The 14,367-nt window shown below is 64.9% G+C and carries 14 protein-coding genes; 6 read left to right on the top strand and 8 right to left on the bottom strand.

Annotated elements, in window-relative coordinates; genetic code table 11:
• Positions 1-45: 45 nt before the first annotated feature.
• Both AC239G_RS07490 and mca read right to left on the bottom strand, forming a co-directional pair.
• Positions 46-429 carry a hypothetical protein gene (locus AC239G_RS07490; RefSeq protein WP_180987841.1) on the bottom strand — a complete coding sequence of 128 codons (384 nt, stop codon included), beginning with the start codon at positions 427-429 and terminating at the stop codon, positions 46-48.
• Positions 426-1,436, bottom strand: coding sequence for a mycothiol conjugate amidase Mca (gene mca / locus AC239G_RS07485; RefSeq protein WP_434594853.1), 1,011 nt, complete (start codon positions 1,434-1,436; stop codon positions 426-428). The genes AC239G_RS07490 and mca overlap by 4 nt, the downstream gene beginning before the upstream one ends.
• A gap of 123 nt (positions 1,437-1,559) precedes the next feature.
• Here mca and AC239G_RS07480 point away from each other — a divergent pair, with 123 nt between their 5' ends.
• Together AC239G_RS07480 and greA are read left to right on the top strand one after the other, a co-directional pair.
• Positions 1,560-1,985, top strand: a complete 426-nt coding sequence (locus tag AC239G_RS07480) for a DUF4307 domain-containing protein (protein WP_139466807.1) — start codon at positions 1,560-1,562, stop codon at positions 1,983-1,985.
• A gap of 259 nt (positions 1,986-2,244) precedes the next feature.
• Positions 2,245-2,739 carry a transcription elongation factor GreA gene (gene greA, locus AC239G_RS07475; protein ID WP_101546580.1) on the top strand — a complete coding sequence of 165 codons (495 nt, stop codon included), beginning with the start codon at positions 2,245-2,247 and terminating at the stop codon, positions 2,737-2,739.
• Between the two features lie 125 nt (positions 2,740-2,864).
• Here greA and AC239G_RS07470 read toward each other — a convergent pair whose 3' ends face one another.
• Positions 2,865-4,325 (bottom strand): AI-2E family transporter, encoded by a 1,461-nt coding sequence (locus tag AC239G_RS07470; protein WP_139466805.1) that lies wholly within the window; start codon positions 4,323-4,325, stop codon positions 2,865-2,867.
• 64 nt (positions 4,326-4,389) lie between these two features.
• Here AC239G_RS07470 and AC239G_RS07465 point away from each other — a divergent pair, with 64 nt between their 5' ends.
• From AC239G_RS07465 to AC239G_RS07455, 3 genes are all read left to right on the top strand, one after another.
• On the top strand, positions 4,390-5,421 hold the full coding sequence (locus AC239G_RS07465; RefSeq protein WP_229663892.1) for an SGNH/GDSL hydrolase family protein: 1,032 nt from the start codon (positions 4,390-4,392) through the stop codon (positions 5,419-5,421).
• The gene (locus AC239G_RS07460; protein ID WP_181270387.1) at positions 5,418-6,155 is read left to right on the top strand and encodes a Maf family protein; all 738 of its coding nucleotides are present in this window, start codon (positions 5,418-5,420) and stop codon (positions 6,153-6,155) included. The genes AC239G_RS07465 and AC239G_RS07460 overlap by 4 nt, the downstream gene beginning before the upstream one ends.
• A gap of 123 nt (positions 6,156-6,278) precedes the next feature.
• Entirely contained in the window at positions 6,279-8,090 is a 1,812-nt protein-coding gene (locus AC239G_RS07455; protein WP_139466801.1) for an acetyl/propionyl/methylcrotonyl-CoA carboxylase subunit alpha, read from the top strand.
• 73 nt (positions 8,091-8,163) lie between these two features.
• Here AC239G_RS07455 and AC239G_RS07450 read toward each other — a convergent pair whose 3' ends face one another.
• The 4 genes from AC239G_RS07450 to AC239G_RS07435 form a co-directional block, all read right to left on the bottom strand.
• The gene (locus AC239G_RS07450) at positions 8,164-9,441 is read right to left on the bottom strand and encodes an RNA polymerase sigma factor (RefSeq protein WP_487490029.1); all 1,278 of its coding nucleotides are present in this window, start codon (positions 9,439-9,441) and stop codon (positions 8,164-8,166) included.
• Positions 9,441-9,782 (bottom strand): YciI family protein, encoded by a 342-nt coding sequence (locus AC239G_RS07445; protein WP_139907488.1) that lies wholly within the window; start codon positions 9,780-9,782, stop codon positions 9,441-9,443. Before AC239G_RS07445 ends, AC239G_RS07450 begins: the two co-directional genes overlap by 1 nt.
• 121 nt (positions 9,783-9,903) lie before the next feature.
• The gene (locus AC239G_RS07440) at positions 9,904-11,328 is read right to left on the bottom strand and encodes an NAD(P)H-quinone dehydrogenase (protein ID WP_139466795.1); all 1,425 of its coding nucleotides are present in this window, start codon (positions 11,326-11,328) and stop codon (positions 9,904-9,906) included.
• A gap of 126 nt (positions 11,329-11,454) precedes the next feature.
• Complete coding sequence (locus AC239G_RS07435) at positions 11,455-12,006, bottom strand: gamma carbonic anhydrase family protein (RefSeq protein WP_139466793.1); 552 nt, start codon at positions 12,004-12,006, stop codon at positions 11,455-11,457.
• Between the two features lie 283 nt (positions 12,007-12,289).
• On the opposite strand from AC239G_RS07435, the gene AC239G_RS07430 reads away from it, so the two are divergent.
• Positions 12,290-12,538, top strand: coding sequence for a WhiB family transcriptional regulator (locus tag AC239G_RS07430; RefSeq protein WP_009374875.1), 249 nt, complete (start codon positions 12,290-12,292; stop codon positions 12,536-12,538).
• 213 nt (positions 12,539-12,751) lie between these two features.
• Here AC239G_RS07430 and AC239G_RS07425 read toward each other — a convergent pair whose 3' ends face one another.
• Positions 12,752-14,269 carry a sensor histidine kinase gene (locus AC239G_RS07425; RefSeq protein ID WP_216656708.1) on the bottom strand — a complete coding sequence of 506 codons (1,518 nt, stop codon included), beginning with the start codon at positions 14,267-14,269 and terminating at the stop codon, positions 12,752-12,754.
• Between the last annotated feature and the right edge of the window lie 98 nt (positions 14,270-14,367).

Raw genomic sequence — 14,367 nt, 5'->3', positions numbered from 1 at the left:
GATCGCGCCGTTGTCTGTGTGCGCAGGACCTCAAAGCCTCAGAGCTCAGGCTCGTTCATTGCGTTCGTCGGTGGATTCGGAGGAATCGATCGGCTCCTCCGCCGAGCCGCCTCGGCGATCTGCATCGGATGGTCCGGTATCGGCGGACGCGTCGGAGTCGCTGTCAGCGGTCTCCGGTTCGGGTGCCTCCGGCCCTGAGAGCTTCGACTGGTTGGGCACCACATGCCTGCGCAGCGGGATCGGATAGGCATCGCTGGCGCCCGAGTGCGCCCGCACCCGACGGACACGGCGCAGGGCGTCCCTGATGAGGAAGATCGTCAGGACGACGATGGCGAGGGTGGCCAGGAAGCCGACGGTTCCGGGCGTCACCAGATCCGGGTCCGGTGCGCCTCCGTCCGGAGTCGGGGCTGGAGAGGACGCGAAGATCATGCGCGGGTGTCGCTTTCGGTCGGGACGGCGGAATCAGCGTCGAGGTCGTCGGCAGCCGGCGAGTCCGGGAGCATCCCCTCGGCGGGAACGCGACGACCGTCATCGAAGGTCACGGCAGCGAACAGGTCGGTCTCCTGGAAGTCCAGCTCCCGGTCCAGTGGCTCACGCCCGGTGAGGTCGAGAGCCAGCTCGAACTCTTCGGTCGGCCAGTAAGTGCGAGCGGCCTTGCGCGATGCGGAGAAGAAACCGCCTTCGGGATCGATCTGAGTGGCGTGGGAGAGCAGCGCACGATCGCGGGCAGAGAAGAACTCGGAGCAGGAGATGCGGGTGCTCAGCCAGTTGTGGCGCTGATTGTCGCGCTTCTTGAAATCCTCCAGGTGGTCGGCGAACGGGGACTTGAGTCCCGCCTCGAGCATCTTCTCGTGGATCGTGATCCACTTCTTCGCCGACAGGTCCTGGTTGAAGTAGATCTTCTGCACCTGCCACGGTTCTCCGAGCTCGGGATGCGAGGTCGCATCTGCGGCTGCTTCGACGGCGGCCATGGTCACGGCATGGTTCTTGATGTGGTCGGGGTGCGGATATCCGCCGAGCTCGTCGTAGGTGGTCACCACCTGAGGACGGAAGGTGCGGATGATGTGCACGAGAGGAAGCATCGCCACCTCGTCGGGGACTCGATAGAAGCATCCGGGAGGAGTCTGGTTGTCGAAATCGCCGTCGGGCAGTCCCGAGTCGACGTGACCGACCCAGACATGTTCGGCTCCGAGGGCTGCGGCAGCGGTCGCCATCTCCTCCCGACGGAGACCGGCGATGTCGCGGCTGGCCTTCGGGCTCTGCAGGAGAGCGGGATTGAGGATATCGCCGGCCTCGCCACCGGTCATGGTGGCGATGAGCACCCGGGCACCCAGTGAAGCGTACTTCGCGCTCGTTGCCGCACCCTTGGAGGATTCGTCGTCGGGGTGGGCATGGACGGCCAACAGGCGCAGCCCATGGTACGGAAGCGAAGTCATATCCTAAATGTCCCTTTCGATTCAGCCTGGTGGCCACCTGCTGCCAGCGCTGCGGCTGACATGATCGCCGGCAGAGGATCGACTACTCTAGATTAGTGCGCGAAGTACTTAAAGAGGAATTCAATGACTGAGGTAACAGTGGCACCACCACTGCATGATGATCGCTACGGCCGGACCAGCAGACCCAAGCGAGAGCTGAGTCGTCGGGCGAAGATCATCGCCGTCATCGTCCTCGCCGTGGTGGTCGCCGTCATCGCTGTCTGGGCATTCCGCCCGCAGACGAATCCCACAACACCGCGCACTCTTGACTATTCGGTTGTCGACGATTCTTCAACGCGCGTCAGCGTCGGAATATTTCCTGATCAGAAACGCGACGTGCACTGCATCGTCCAGGCCACCAATGAGCAGGAAGCGATCGTCGGATTCACCGAGGTGACCGTTCCCGCCGATCCGAACGCCGATCCGAATTCGCCGAAGCGCATCGACGTGGACCTGGCCACAACTCAGCTGGCCGCCTCCGGCCACGTGGACTCCTGCTGGTTCGAATAGGCCGAACCTTCGACCGCTTCGACCGCCTGGTGGAAGCACAGGAACCCGGTCGCACGAGTCTCTTCGAATAGTTCTCGCACGGGAACGCATCTTGCGGTCGCGAACCTCCGCCTCACGGCCGGGGACGTGATCGAACTCATCGTTTTTCTCCGCAGATGCGTTACACTGTAGTTTCATTCAACTTCCGGGCGTGCCCATACGCCCGGTTTTTTCGTTGCCTGACACGCCCGTCAGTGCACCGACCGAAGAAGGAGAAGTCATGACCGAGGAAGTCACCCAGGAAGAGACATGGTTGACCCAGGAAGCCTTTGACCGCCTGTCGAAGGAACTCGAGCATCTCTCCGGACCGGGTCGTGCAGAGATTGCTGAGAAGATCGAAGCCGCCCGCGACGAGGGTGACTTGAAGGAGAACAGCGGTTATCACGCTGCGCGTGATGAGCAGGGCAAACAGGAAGCACGCATCCGCCAGCTCGAAGTGCTGCTGCGGAACGCGAAGGTCGGCTCCAGCGACAGCGACGGCAAGACCGTGGCACCCGGAACCGTCGTGACCGCCAGCGTTGCCGGCAACTCCATGCGATTCCTGCTGGGCAACCGCGAGATCGCCGGAGACTCCGATATCGACGTCTTCTCGGAGAAGTCGCCGCTCGGAGCGGCTGTCCTCGGCGTCAAGGCCGGAGACAAGACCTCATACGAGGCTCCGAACGGCAAGACCATCGAGGTCAAGGTCGATTCCGTCGAAGCCTTCACCGGCTGATCGAGACCGAATAGAGAAGTGGGCGGGTGCGATCGCACCCGCCCACTTCTCTATTCATTCCGGTTCAGGCGCGTCCTGCCGGACCCCGATTCAGACGAGTCCTGCCGGGTCGTCTGGTCCGAGCCTCAGGCATCGGGGCCCTTCTTCGGCCGTCCGGGTTCGGCCGAACCGGTCTCACGCGACGGGGTCGGACCGGTTGATCCGGTTTCCGTCGAATCGGTCTGTCCGGAACCTGATGCACGTTCGTCTTCCGCGGACTCGTGGACGGCATCGGTGAGCCTTTCCTTCGCCGTCTCGAGGACTGCCGTGGCCTCGCGTTCGTCCGGGTCACGCTCGGCGTCGTCCTCCGCTTCGTCTTCGTCCGAATCACCGGCGTTCGTACGCACGATATAGCTGACGACGCTGTTGAGCACGGCAACCAAGGGAACGGCGAAGAGAGCGCCGACGATGCCGAAGAGGAAGCCGCCTCCGGTGACTGCGAGGATCACAGCCAGCGGATGGACCGACACTGCCTTGCCCATGAGGAACGGCTGCAGCACCTGGCTTTCGATCTGCTGGACGGCAATGACAACCGCGAGCATGATGACGGCACTGACCAGACCGTTCGATACCAATGCCACGAGCACGGCGACCGCACCGGAGGCGATGGCTCCGACGACGGGGACGAACGAGGTGAGGAAGACGAGCACGGTCATGGGGATGACCAGCGGGATCCCGAGGAACGCAGCGCCGATGCCGATGCCGATCGCATCGACGGCGGCGACGAGGATCTGGACCCTCACGTACTGCACGAGGGTCGTCCACCCCTTCAGAGCGGCACCCGTGGCGACGGGACGGGCCGGGACCGGCAGCAGGTTCATCACCCACCTGAAGATGTTCTGCCCGTCGTAGAGGAAGAAGAACGTCGCGAACAGGCAGACGGCCATACCGGTGAGGAAGGTGCCCACCGAGGAGGTGGCCTCCAGGGCGCCGCCGAGAAGCTGGCTGCTGTTGTTCTGGAAGAAGTTCGTCGCGGTTTTGATGGCGTCGTCGATATAGCTCGAGATCGTCGTTGCGTCGATGCCGAAGGGGCTCGAAGCCAGCCATCCGCTGATCCCGGACACACCGGCGATGACCTGTTTGACGAGGTCGGGCATGCCGGAATAGATCTGCTGACCGACGAGGCCGAAGAGTCCGAGCACGACGACGATGAACCCGATGAAGGAGATCGCGGCGGCCCCTCCTCGAGGCACGCCCTTCTTCTTCAGCCATCCGGTCAGGGGCGCGAGCAGCGCTGCCAACAGCAGAGCAATGAGCACGGGCAGCACGACGCTGGAGATCTTCGACAGGAGCCACAGCGCCACACCGATCGCCACGAGCACGACGATCGACCGCCACGACCATGCGGCAGCTAGCTTAAGACCGGGAGCCACATACGGTTTGGCCTCGGCTTCGATTCGGCTGAGTGCGATCTCCTCGGGACTGACTGCCTGCGATGGGGTTGCTTCGGGTTCGGACGAGGAGTGAGAGGAGCCGCGTCCGCGCCGGAACGCCTCCCATGCTCCTCGGAGTCGGTTCGGAGGATGCTGCTGATCGTTTTCGCTCATGACTCAACAATAGTTGTTGATGCAGTGACAAAGGTGCAATGATGACGCCGGAGGAGGGAAATCAGTGGGAAGACGCTTGATCTACACGCTGGCGACCATGGGGGCGACCGTCGTCGGCGCCGGCGCCTCGGCGGCGGGACTGCTCCGCCACCAGGCCGGATCGCTGCGCCGTTCCTTCGACGACGACAAGAACCGTCGCTTCTCCACCTTCACCGAGGCGATCGCCGCCCCACGTGACAACGACGATGACGACTCCGCCGCTCTTGCCATCATCGGCGACTCCTGGCTGTGCGGGGTCGACGTCGACCCGGAGCAGGCGCCCCCGACCCTCATCGGGAGAGGCCTGGCGCGGATGCTCGGCACCACCGTCCGGGTCCAGACAACCGCACGCCCCTCGGCACTGTCGGATGATCTGCACCGACAGGTCGACGAAGTCCTGCGCTCGCCGTGGCTCTCCCGCCAGCTCTCGGACCGCTGGAGCGACGACCGCCGGTTCGCGATAGTCTCGATCGGCACCGGCGACATCATCCACCCGATCCAGGCGACCATCGGCGTACCCGTGCTCAACCAGGCCATCAACCGGCTCCAACGCGAGGGCCGCTACACCGTGTTCGTTCTCGTCTGCCCCAATCTCGGCGGTCTGCCGGGGCTGCGCGATCCTCTCAAGACGTCGCTGCGCCGAACCTCGCGGGTCCTCGCCGGCTCTCAATGGCTGGCCGCCCTGGCCGCGCGTGCGGTTCCACTGCGGTCGACGGGATCGCTGAGCGGAACGACACGCCGGTCTCTGCTCAACGACTCGGGCCGATTCCCCAGCGAACTCGGCTATGCGCAACTGTCCTCGACGCTGCTGGCCGCAATCGCCGAACGCATCGATGCACCGGTCGTCGTCGACCGCAGCCTCGACATCCCCGAGAAGGGCGAAACCGCCCGCCGACACGAACTGGTCCCCGGCGCCGAGGCGCAATCTGCTGCTCAGAACGATTCGGATATCGAGGCGCAGACCGGCGCCGAGGCGCAGCCAGATGCCGAAAAAACAGCAGTGACAGAAGACGCCAGCCCCGAACCGGTCCCGAATCGTTCGGAAGCAGCCTCGTGATCCCCGTCGTCCTCGCCTCCCAATCTCCTTCACGTCGCCAGATCCTCCGGGACGGCGGGATCGACCCGGTCATCATCGTCTCCGAGGTCGACGAACGTGCCATCGAGGACGATTTCACCGGCTCCGTCGGCGAACTCACCACAGCGTTGTCGGAGGCGAAGGCGCGTGCGGTCATCGACCGGATCATCGCGTCCGCTCCCCCGACACTTGACGGCGCGGACACCGTGGTCGTCATCGCCGGGGATTCCCTGCTCGAATTCGACGGACAGGCCATCGGCAAACCGGGAACGGCCGATCGCACTCGCAACGTGTGGTCGGCGATCGCCGGTCAGTGGACACAGCTGCATTCGGGCCATACGGTCGCAGTGCTCACGCGGGCGCAGCAGTCGAACGGCGCAGTCGGGCGAGCGGGAGACGATGTCCGCAGTGACGGCCCCGACAGTGCTGATCGAACCGGCTCGGCGCCCTTCGAACTCGGCGCTCTGCGCTCGCAGCGGTCGGCCACCTCGGTGCTCATCGGCTCACCCAGCACGGAGGAGCTCGAGGCGTACATCGCCACCGAAGAGCCCTTCCACGTGGCCGGGGCGCTGACGATCGACGGCTATGGTGGGGCCTTCGTCGACCGGCTCGACGGCGACCACCTCACCGTGCTCGGCCTCAGCCTGCCCGTCGTGCGCGAATTGGTCACCGACATGGGGCTGTTCTGGCCCGATCTGTGGACTCTCAAGCGGTAGACTCGACCCTGGTCCGGTGACACGCCCGAGGACATTGAAGTTCTCGTCCCAGTTTTTTATCGCTGTCCTACAAACCCTTGGTGCTGCTCTCTAAATTGTTCTGTGATCGTACAAAGGAGCACCATGACCACAGTCCTCTCCGACTCCACGACCTCGGTACTGAGCACCACTGTTCCGACCGGGGCCGTCCGCCGAGTCCTCATCGCCAACCGCGGTGAGATCGCTCTGCGCATCATCCGGGCCGCCCACGACCTCGGTATCAAGGCCGTCGCCGTGTACACCCGCGCCGATTCCGATGCCGACTTCGTCGAACTCGCCGACGACGCGTGGCTGCTGGACGGTTCCGGAGCCGGGGAGACGTATCTCGACATCGAGAAGATCCTCGCCTTGGCAAAGCGCTCCGGCGCCGATGCCGTCCACCCCGGTTACGGCTACATGGCCGAGAACGCGCAGTTCGCGCAGGCCGTCATCGATGCCGGGCTGATCTGGGTCGGTCCTCCCCCGGCGGCGATCAAACTCCTCGGTGACAAGTCCGGAGCCCGTGCCGTCGCCGAAGCCGTCGACGCTCCCGTCGCTCCCGGTTCCGACGGCGCCGTAGCCGATCTGACAGAAGCCGCCGAAGTGGCCGGCCGGATCGGGTTCCCCGTCGTCGTCAAGGCCGTCCACGGCGGAGGCGGGCGTGGCTTCCGCGCCTGCGCCGCTGCCGAAGACCTCGAAGCCGCCTATACTGCAGCGACCCGCGAGGCACAGAGTGCCTTCGGGCGCGGTGAGTGCCTCATCGAGAAGCAGATCGTGCGCCCCCGTCACCTCGAGACCCAGTGCCTGGCCGATGCCCACGGCAACGTGCGGATCGTGTCCACGCGTGACTGCACTCTGCAGCGCCGCAACCAGAAGATCATCGAGGAAGCACCCGCTCCGTTCCTCACCGCCGAACAGGAGCGCATCGTCTCCGAAGCCTCGGCACGCCTGCTCGCCCACGTCGGCTACGTCGGCGCCGCGACGTGTGAGTTCCTCCTCGGCGAGGACGGCACGATCATCTTCATGGAAGCCAACGCGCGCATCCAGGTCGAGCACACCGTCACCGAGGAGGTCACCGGAGTCGACCTCGTCGGTTGGCAGGTGCGCATCGCTTCGGGCGAGGCGCTGCCCGACGAATTCCCCGCCGTGCGCGGACACTCCTTCCAGTTCCGCATCAACGCCGAAGACCCCACGACGTTCTTCCCCGCCACCGGCGCAGTGAAGAACTACCGTGCGCCTTCGGGTCCCGGAGTGCGTCTGGATTCCGGCATCGGCGAAGCCAGCGTCGTCGGCACGGACTTCGACCCGATGCTGGCCAAGCTCGTCGTCACCGGCGCCACCCGTGACGAGGCCCTGGCACGAGCACGCCGGGCCCTGTCCGAATACCGCATCGAGGGCGTCTCGACGCTGCTGCCGCTGCATCGGGTGCTCGTGAACGAACAGGCCTTCGCGACCGATTTCAAGGTCTGGACCAACTGGCTCGAAACCGCTTTCGTCAATCCGCTTGTCGATCCACAGCTAGGAGAACAGATGAATACTGCAACCGACAGCTTCAGCGTTGTGGTCGAGGTCGATGGCCGCCGCATGACCGTTTCGGTCCCCAAGGACGTCATCTCGGACCTCGGTCATGTTCCCAGCCCCAGCGTGCCGCGGCGCAAGCGCGGGCTGAGCAGCCGCAAGGGTGCGAAGATCGCCGACGACTCGAATGCGCTCAACGCTCCCATGCAGGGCACCATCGTCTCCGTCTCTGTCAACCCCGGTGACACCGTCGAAGCCGGTGACACCCTCGCCGTCATCGAGGCCATGAAGATGGAACAGCCGCTCAAGGCCGGCCACTCCGGCACCGTCTCCGAGGTGCTCGTCGGCGCAGGCGCCTCGGTGAAGTCCGGTGAGGCGATCATCCGCTTCGCCGCCTGAGCCGCTCCCGCTCCTGCCTCCGTTCGCTCCGGCCTGCGGTCAGGAGTCACGAACACAGAAGTCCCTGCCCGGATCACCGTCGAAGATCGGTGATCCGGGCAGTGATGTATTCGGATTCGGCATCGTTGCCGGGACATTCCAGACCCGCGGCATAGGCGTCCTCGGCCTCCGCCGTACGACCGAGTTCATCGAGGGTGATCGCCCGTGCGATGTGGAAGGGCCGGTAACGCAGCAGCTGCGGATCGTGGGCCAGTTCATCGAGTGTGCTCATGGCCGCTTCGGGACCCGAGACCTGCCCGAGGGCGATCGCGGTGTTGAGAGCGACGACCGGCGACGGATCGAGGCCGGACAGCATCCGATAGAGCACGAGGATCTGCTTCCAGTCCGTGTCGGCGAATCGCGCGGCGTCGGCGTGAAGGGCGGCGATCGCCGCCTGGATGGTGAATGCCCCGGCTCCCGGTTCGCCGGCGGCCACGTCGACGAGTCCGGTCCCTTCGGCGATGAGGCGTGAGTCCCACAGGCTGCGGTCCTGCTCGGCCAGCGGCACCGGCCGGCCATCCGGCGTCACACGGGCGGTCTCACGTGCCCGTGTGAGCAGAAGCAGAGCCAGCAGGCCACGGGCTTCGGTCTGCTCGGGCAGGTATCCGACGAGCAGTCGGGTCAGCCGGATGGCTTCGTGCTGCAGATCGACTCGAGTATGTTCGGGTCCTACAGTGGCGTTGATGCCCTGAGTGAAGATGAGATAGAGGACGCGCAGCACTCCGGGCAGCCGGTTGCCGAGTTCATCGGGCGCTGGGCGGCCGAAGGGAATCCCGGTCTTGAGGATCCGCTGTTTGGCACGGACGATCCGCTGTTGCATCGTCGCGGTCTCGATGAGGAACCCGGCGGCCACCTCGGCGGTGGTCAGCCCCGAGAGGAAGCGCAGGATGAGCACGATGCGTTCGTCCTCGCGCAGGGTCGGGTGGGAGCAGGTGAAGAACAAGCCGAGGCGCTCGTCGGGCAGATCCGCGGCATCCATCTCCTCGCCGAGGCGCTCCGCGTGATCGTCGTGGTCACCTGGTCGCAGCTCGTCCTCGATGCGCAGGCGGGCGAGATGCCGGGTGCGCGCCTCATCGGAGCGGATGAGATCGATGGCGCGGTTCTTCGCCGTGGCCATCAGCCACGCCTGAGGGCGTTCGGGCACTCCCCTGCCCGACCACGTCTCGACCGCGCGCAGCACGGCATCGTGGAGGGCCTCCTCGGCGAGGTCGAAGTCACGGAACCGGGTGACCAGCGCCGCGAGCAGCCGCCCGTAGTCCTCCTCGCCGATGGCGCTGAGGACGCGGGCGGCCGCATCGGGGTCGGGGTCCATCAGTAGTCGGCCACCGGACGGATCTCGATGTGTCCGGCCTTGGCTGCGGGGCTCTTCTTCGCCCAGGCGATCGCCTCGTCGATATCGGCGACGTCGATGACGTAGCTGCCGCCGACGAACTCGTTCGATTCAGCGAACGGGCCCGAGGTGACAAGCGATTCGCCTCCGGATCCGCTCACCCGGACCCCGAGTTCGGGTCCTTCGAGGGCGAAGCCGCCGACGACGATCCCCGCCTCGCTGATCTCCTTGTCGAATGCCATGAATTCTTCAGGGTCCGCTCCGCCGTCCTCACCGCAGTCAGGATCCTGTGTGCGTCCCATGAGCAGAAGTGCGTATTTCATGTCGTTCTCCTTCGTCGTTCCTCATGTCATGCCGGGCGGCCTGACACCATGATGACGGTCGAGGAGCGACCGGATCGACAGCTGCGGAGAAAAACTTTCCTGCGATCGTCGGATCGACGATTCAGAGGTGACGGTGGAGCTTCCGTGCCGCTTCGGTCAGCGAACCGCTCACCGAGGGGTAGACGACGAAGGAGGCGGAGAGCTGATCGACGGTCAGCCGGTTCTCCACTGCCATGGTGATCGGCAGAATGAGCTCACTGGCTCGGGGACCGACGACGACTCCGCCGAGGATGGAGCCGGATCCGCGCCGAGCGAAGATCTTGACGAAGCCGTCCTCGATGCCGAGCATCTTGGCGCGCGGGTTCGTGTCCAGCGGCAGCATCACGGTGTCGATGTCCGTCGGGTTCTCGCGGTAGTTCTGCTGAGTGAAGCCGACGGTGGCGATCTCGGGTGCGGTGAACACGTTCGATGCGACATTGCGCAATTTGAGAGGCTGCACGGCGTCGCCGAGCGCGTGGTTCATGGCGATCCGCCCCTGCATCGCTGCCACCGAGGCCAGCGGCAGCACACCGGTGCAGTCACCGGCCGCGTAGATTCCGGCCCGCGAGGTCCGCGAAACGCCGTCGACGACGATGTGTCCGGATTCGCTGACCCGGACACCGGCCTTCTCCAGGCCGAGACCTTCGGTGTTCGGAATCGAACCGACGGCCATGAGGCAGTGGGATCCTTCGACACGGCGACCATCGGCGAGCACGACTTCGACTCCGTCGTCGGTGCGAGTCACCGAGGCGGCGCGGGAGCGGGAGAGGACATTCATGCCCTTGTTGCGGAAGACGAATTCGAGCACATCGGCTGCGTCCTCGTCCTGGCCGGGCAGGACCTTCTCACGCGAGGACACGAGGGTCACCTCGGTGCCCAGTGCCCGATAAGCCGAAGCGAACTCGGCACCGGTGACACCGGAACCGACGACGATGAGGTGCTCGGGCAGTTCGTCGAGGTCGTACAGCTGAGTCCAGGTGAGGATGCGCTCACCGTCAGGCTGCGCAGTGGGCAGCTCACGCGGGTGGGCGCCGACCGAGAGCAGGATCGTCGAGGCCTCGAGGGTGTACTCGGTGCCGCCGGATTCGACGACATGGACCTGGTCGCGACCGGCCAGAGTCGCCTTGCCCTGGATGGCTTTGACACCGGCCCGAATGAGGCCCTCGTAGATGTCGTTGGCCTGAGCGTCGGCGAGGGAGAGGATGCGCTTGTTGACCGCTTCGAGGTCGGCGGTGACTCGGCGCGCAACGGCCTCGGTGTCCTCGGAGTTCTCGATCCGGATTCCGAGCCCGTCGGAGCGCTCGATCTCGTCCATCATCTCCGCGGTGGCGATGAGCGACTTCGACGGCACGACGTCGGTGAGCACGGCGGAACCACCGCACCGATTCTGCTCGATGAGCATGACATCGGCACCGAGCTGAGCCGCGACGAGCGCGGCTTCGTAGCCGCCGGGGCCGCCGCCGATGATGACGACGCGATCTGCAGTGGAATCAAATTCAGTGTTCACATACTGATTGTCTCAAATCGCCACGATGCTGGCGAACGGCCCCCTGGGGATCGACCGAATGGTTCCTTTGGGATCTGGTGGAGATCAGGCCTGGGCCGGTCCGCAATCGGTCCGGTTACGGTCCGATCAGTTCGGGTCGACCACCTCGGCGGTGTCCTTGTGCAGGGTCGACAGACGCACATAGGACTGGGCGTTCTGCCGGACCTTCTCCACTCCTTCATCGGTCATCTCCCGGCGCACCTTCGCGGGCACACCGGCGACGAGCGACCGTGCGGGGATCTGCGTGCCTTCGAGGACGACGGCGCCCGCGGCGACGAGGGACTCGCTGCCGATATGGGCGTCGTTGAGCACTGTGGAGTGCATTCCGATGAGCACATCGTCATCGACCACGGCACCGTGGACGAGCGCTTGGTGGCCGATGGAGACGCGGGCGCCGATGACGACGGGTTTGCCGGCGTCGGTGTGCATGACGGTGTTGTCCTGTACGTTCGAGTCCTCACCGATCGTGATCGGGGCGGCTTCGGCGCGCAGAACACAGCCGTAGAAGACGCTGGCGCCCTTCTTCACGTGCACGTCGCCGACGAGAGTGGCACCGGCTGCGACGAACGCCTCCGGATCGATCTGAGGTGTGTGTCCGCCGACGGAGACGATGCGTGGGCTGGCGAGATCGTTGGTCATGAGTCCTCCATTGGTTCACGTGATGTCTATGTGCATTCACCTGCTGTCTGCATGTGCCTGACAGTCTAGGCGGAGACGCTCAGACAGGCCCGAAAAGACGAATCGCGGACCGATTTGCGCGATCGCCCTCATAGCAGGACAATGGGGAAAATTCTTGTCAGAAATTTCACACTGCCGGACCCTTGTGCGCCCAATTGCGTTATGTGAACCTTGACTGTGAGAGTTGCGCGCCCGGAATTCGGGCGTAGCCAACCGCGTTCACTGAATTCGTCGAAAGGTCACCATGGATTGGCGACACCGTGCAGCATGCCTCAATGAGGATCCGGAGCTCTTCTTCCCGATCGGCAACACCGGACCCGCGCTGCTCCAGATTGAGGAAGCAAAGACTGTCTGTCGCCGTTGTGAAGTCGCAGAGACCTGCCTGCAGTGGGCCCTCGAATCCGGTCAGGATGCCGGAGTCTGGGGCGGTCTGAGCGAGGACGAGCGCCGCGCTCTCAAGCGTCGTGCCGCTCGCGCCCGCCGCGCCGGCTGAGTCGCCGGCCATTGAGAAGGCGGTTCCCCCGGACTGCCGAAGCCATAACTGAATCACCAGCCACACCTGCACCGAAGACTGAGTCCCTTGTCCCGACGGCGAAAGATCGTCGTCGGAACAAGGGACTCAGTCGTGTGCGCGCACGAGCGTCCGGCCGAATGTCGACCGACACCGGAGCGTGGCAGCTCTGCGGGTCGGTCCGACGGGCCTCGCTCAGTCGTAGGAGTCCGGGCGCAGCGGAACGTCGAGGACGGCAACTGTTCCGCCGCCTTCGCGCGCCTGCCATTGGATCGAACCTGCCAGGTCGGCCGAGACCAGCGTGCGCACGATCTGCGTGCCCAGACCATTGCCCGGATTCTGCGTCTCTCCCAACCCGATGCCGTCATCGGCGATCGTCACGCTCAGGTGATCGCCGTTGCGTTCCGGGGTCACCCACACATGGCCGTTGAGCGTCTCCCCCGGTTCCAGGCTCTCGAGGTTCTCGGTGGGGAATCCGTGTTCGATCGCGTTCGTGATCAGCTCCGTGATGGCCAGGGCCAGAGAGGTGGCATCGGCGGAGGAGATGGTTCCGAAGCTTCCGCACCGTTTGAGTTCGATATGCACCAGCGGGCTGGTCAGCTCGGGAGTCAGACGCAGTCCCTTGTCGACGACTTCGTCGAAGTCCACTTCGGATTCGACGCCTTGACTGAGCACATCGTGGACCACGGCGATGATCGAGACCCGGCGCATCGCCTCGGTCAGCGCCCCCTTGGCCTCGGGGCTGTCGATGCGGCGGGTCTGCAGCCGCAGCAGAGCGGACACGGTCTGCAGATTGTTCTTCACCCTGTGGTGCATCTCCTTGATCATCGCGTCGCGGGAGAGCAGCTCGCGCTTGCGGCGGCGGATCTCGGAGACGTCACGGGCGAGGACGATCGCACCGACCCTCTCGCCCTCGTCCGTCAGCGGAATCGCGCGCAGTGACACACTCGTGCGCCCGACTTCGAGTTCGGTCCGCCACGGGGCACGCCCGGTGAGCACCAGTGGGAGGGTCTCATCGACCTGACGCAGCTCTGCACTGAGGTTCGAGACCACCTCGGAGAGATAGCTGCCTTCGATCTCTCCTCCGTAGCCGAGCCGGTGCATGAGCGATACGGCGTTCGGGGAGGCATACTGCACATGCGAATCGCGGTCGAGGATGAAGATGCCGTCGCCGACTCGCGGTTCGCCGTGCCGGGCCCCGGACGGGGCATCGCGATCGGGGAACGTTCCCTGCACGATCATCCGCATCAGAGCCATCGCCGTTTCCCGGTAGTACTTCTCCAGGCGAGACGAACCTCTGCGTCGGACCTCCTCCGAATACCGGACGACGAGCGCGATGGCCTCGCCGCTGCGGATGATCGGCACCGCCTCGGCGAGGATGTCGACGTCAGAGGATCCGGCGCTGATTCCCATCTCTCGGGCCGCGGCAACGTGGGAGACAGAGCTGCGGGTGCTGCTGGCCCGGTCAAGCAGCTCTTTCTCCAGACCGGTCGCACGCGCTCCGATCAGATCCCGGTTGAACAATGTCGCCCCGGTCGTCGATCGGGCATGAGCCAGGACCGTGTAGGCACCGTTGGGCGACGGCACCCACAGCACGAGATCGGCGAAGGAGAGGTCGGCCAACAGCTGCCAGTCGCCGACGAGCAGATGGATGTGTTCGACGTCTGACTCATCCGTGATGCCCTCGGCCGCCAGCAGTTCGTTGAGCACCATACGTTCCTCCAAGGTGAGATCAGCAGACCCGCGTTGCGCGGATCTGCTGAGATGTCGATGTTCAGACGCTACCACTTAATCGGTCGGTGTTCGGACCC

The organism is Brevibacterium sp. Lmc1 (assembly GCF_057654315.1).
The sequence above is the reverse complement of the archived record's forward strand: the minus strand, read 5'-3'. Positions and strand labels throughout refer to the sequence as shown.

Coding starts and splice junctions, on each gene's coding strand:
- AC239G_RS07490 (WP_180987841.1), bottom strand. CDS start 429: ATGATCTTCGCGTCCTCTCCAGCCCCGACTCCGGACGGAGGCGCACCG.
- mca (WP_434594853.1), bottom strand. CDS start 1,436: ATGACTTCGCTTCCGTACCATGGGCTGCGCCTGTTGGCCGTCCATGCC.
- AC239G_RS07480 (WP_139466807.1), top strand. CDS start 1,560: ATGACTGAGGTAACAGTGGCACCACCACTGCATGATGATCGCTACGGC.
- greA (WP_101546580.1), top strand. CDS start 2,245: ATGACCGAGGAAGTCACCCAGGAAGAGACATGGTTGACCCAGGAAGCC.
- AC239G_RS07470 (WP_139466805.1), bottom strand. CDS start 4,325: ATGAGCGAAAACGATCAGCAGCATCCTCCGAACCGACTCCGAGGAGCA.
- AC239G_RS07455 (WP_139466801.1), top strand. CDS start 6,279: ATGACCACAGTCCTCTCCGACTCCACGACCTCGGTACTGAGCACCACT.
- AC239G_RS07450 (WP_487490029.1), bottom strand. CDS start 9,441: ATGGACCCCGACCCCGATGCGGCCGCCCGCGTCCTCAGCGCCATCGGC.
- AC239G_RS07445 (WP_139907488.1), bottom strand. CDS start 9,782: ATGAAATACGCACTTCTGCTCATGGGACGCACACAGGATCCTGACTGC.
- AC239G_RS07435 (WP_139466793.1), bottom strand. CDS start 12,006: ATGACCAACGATCTCGCCAGCCCACGCATCGTCTCCGTCGGCGGACAC.
- AC239G_RS07430 (WP_009374875.1), top strand. CDS start 12,290: ATGGATTGGCGACACCGTGCAGCATGCCTCAATGAGGATCCGGAGCTC.
- AC239G_RS07425 (WP_216656708.1), bottom strand. CDS start 14,269: ATGGTGCTCAACGAACTGCTGGCGGCCGAGGGCATCACGGATGAGTCA.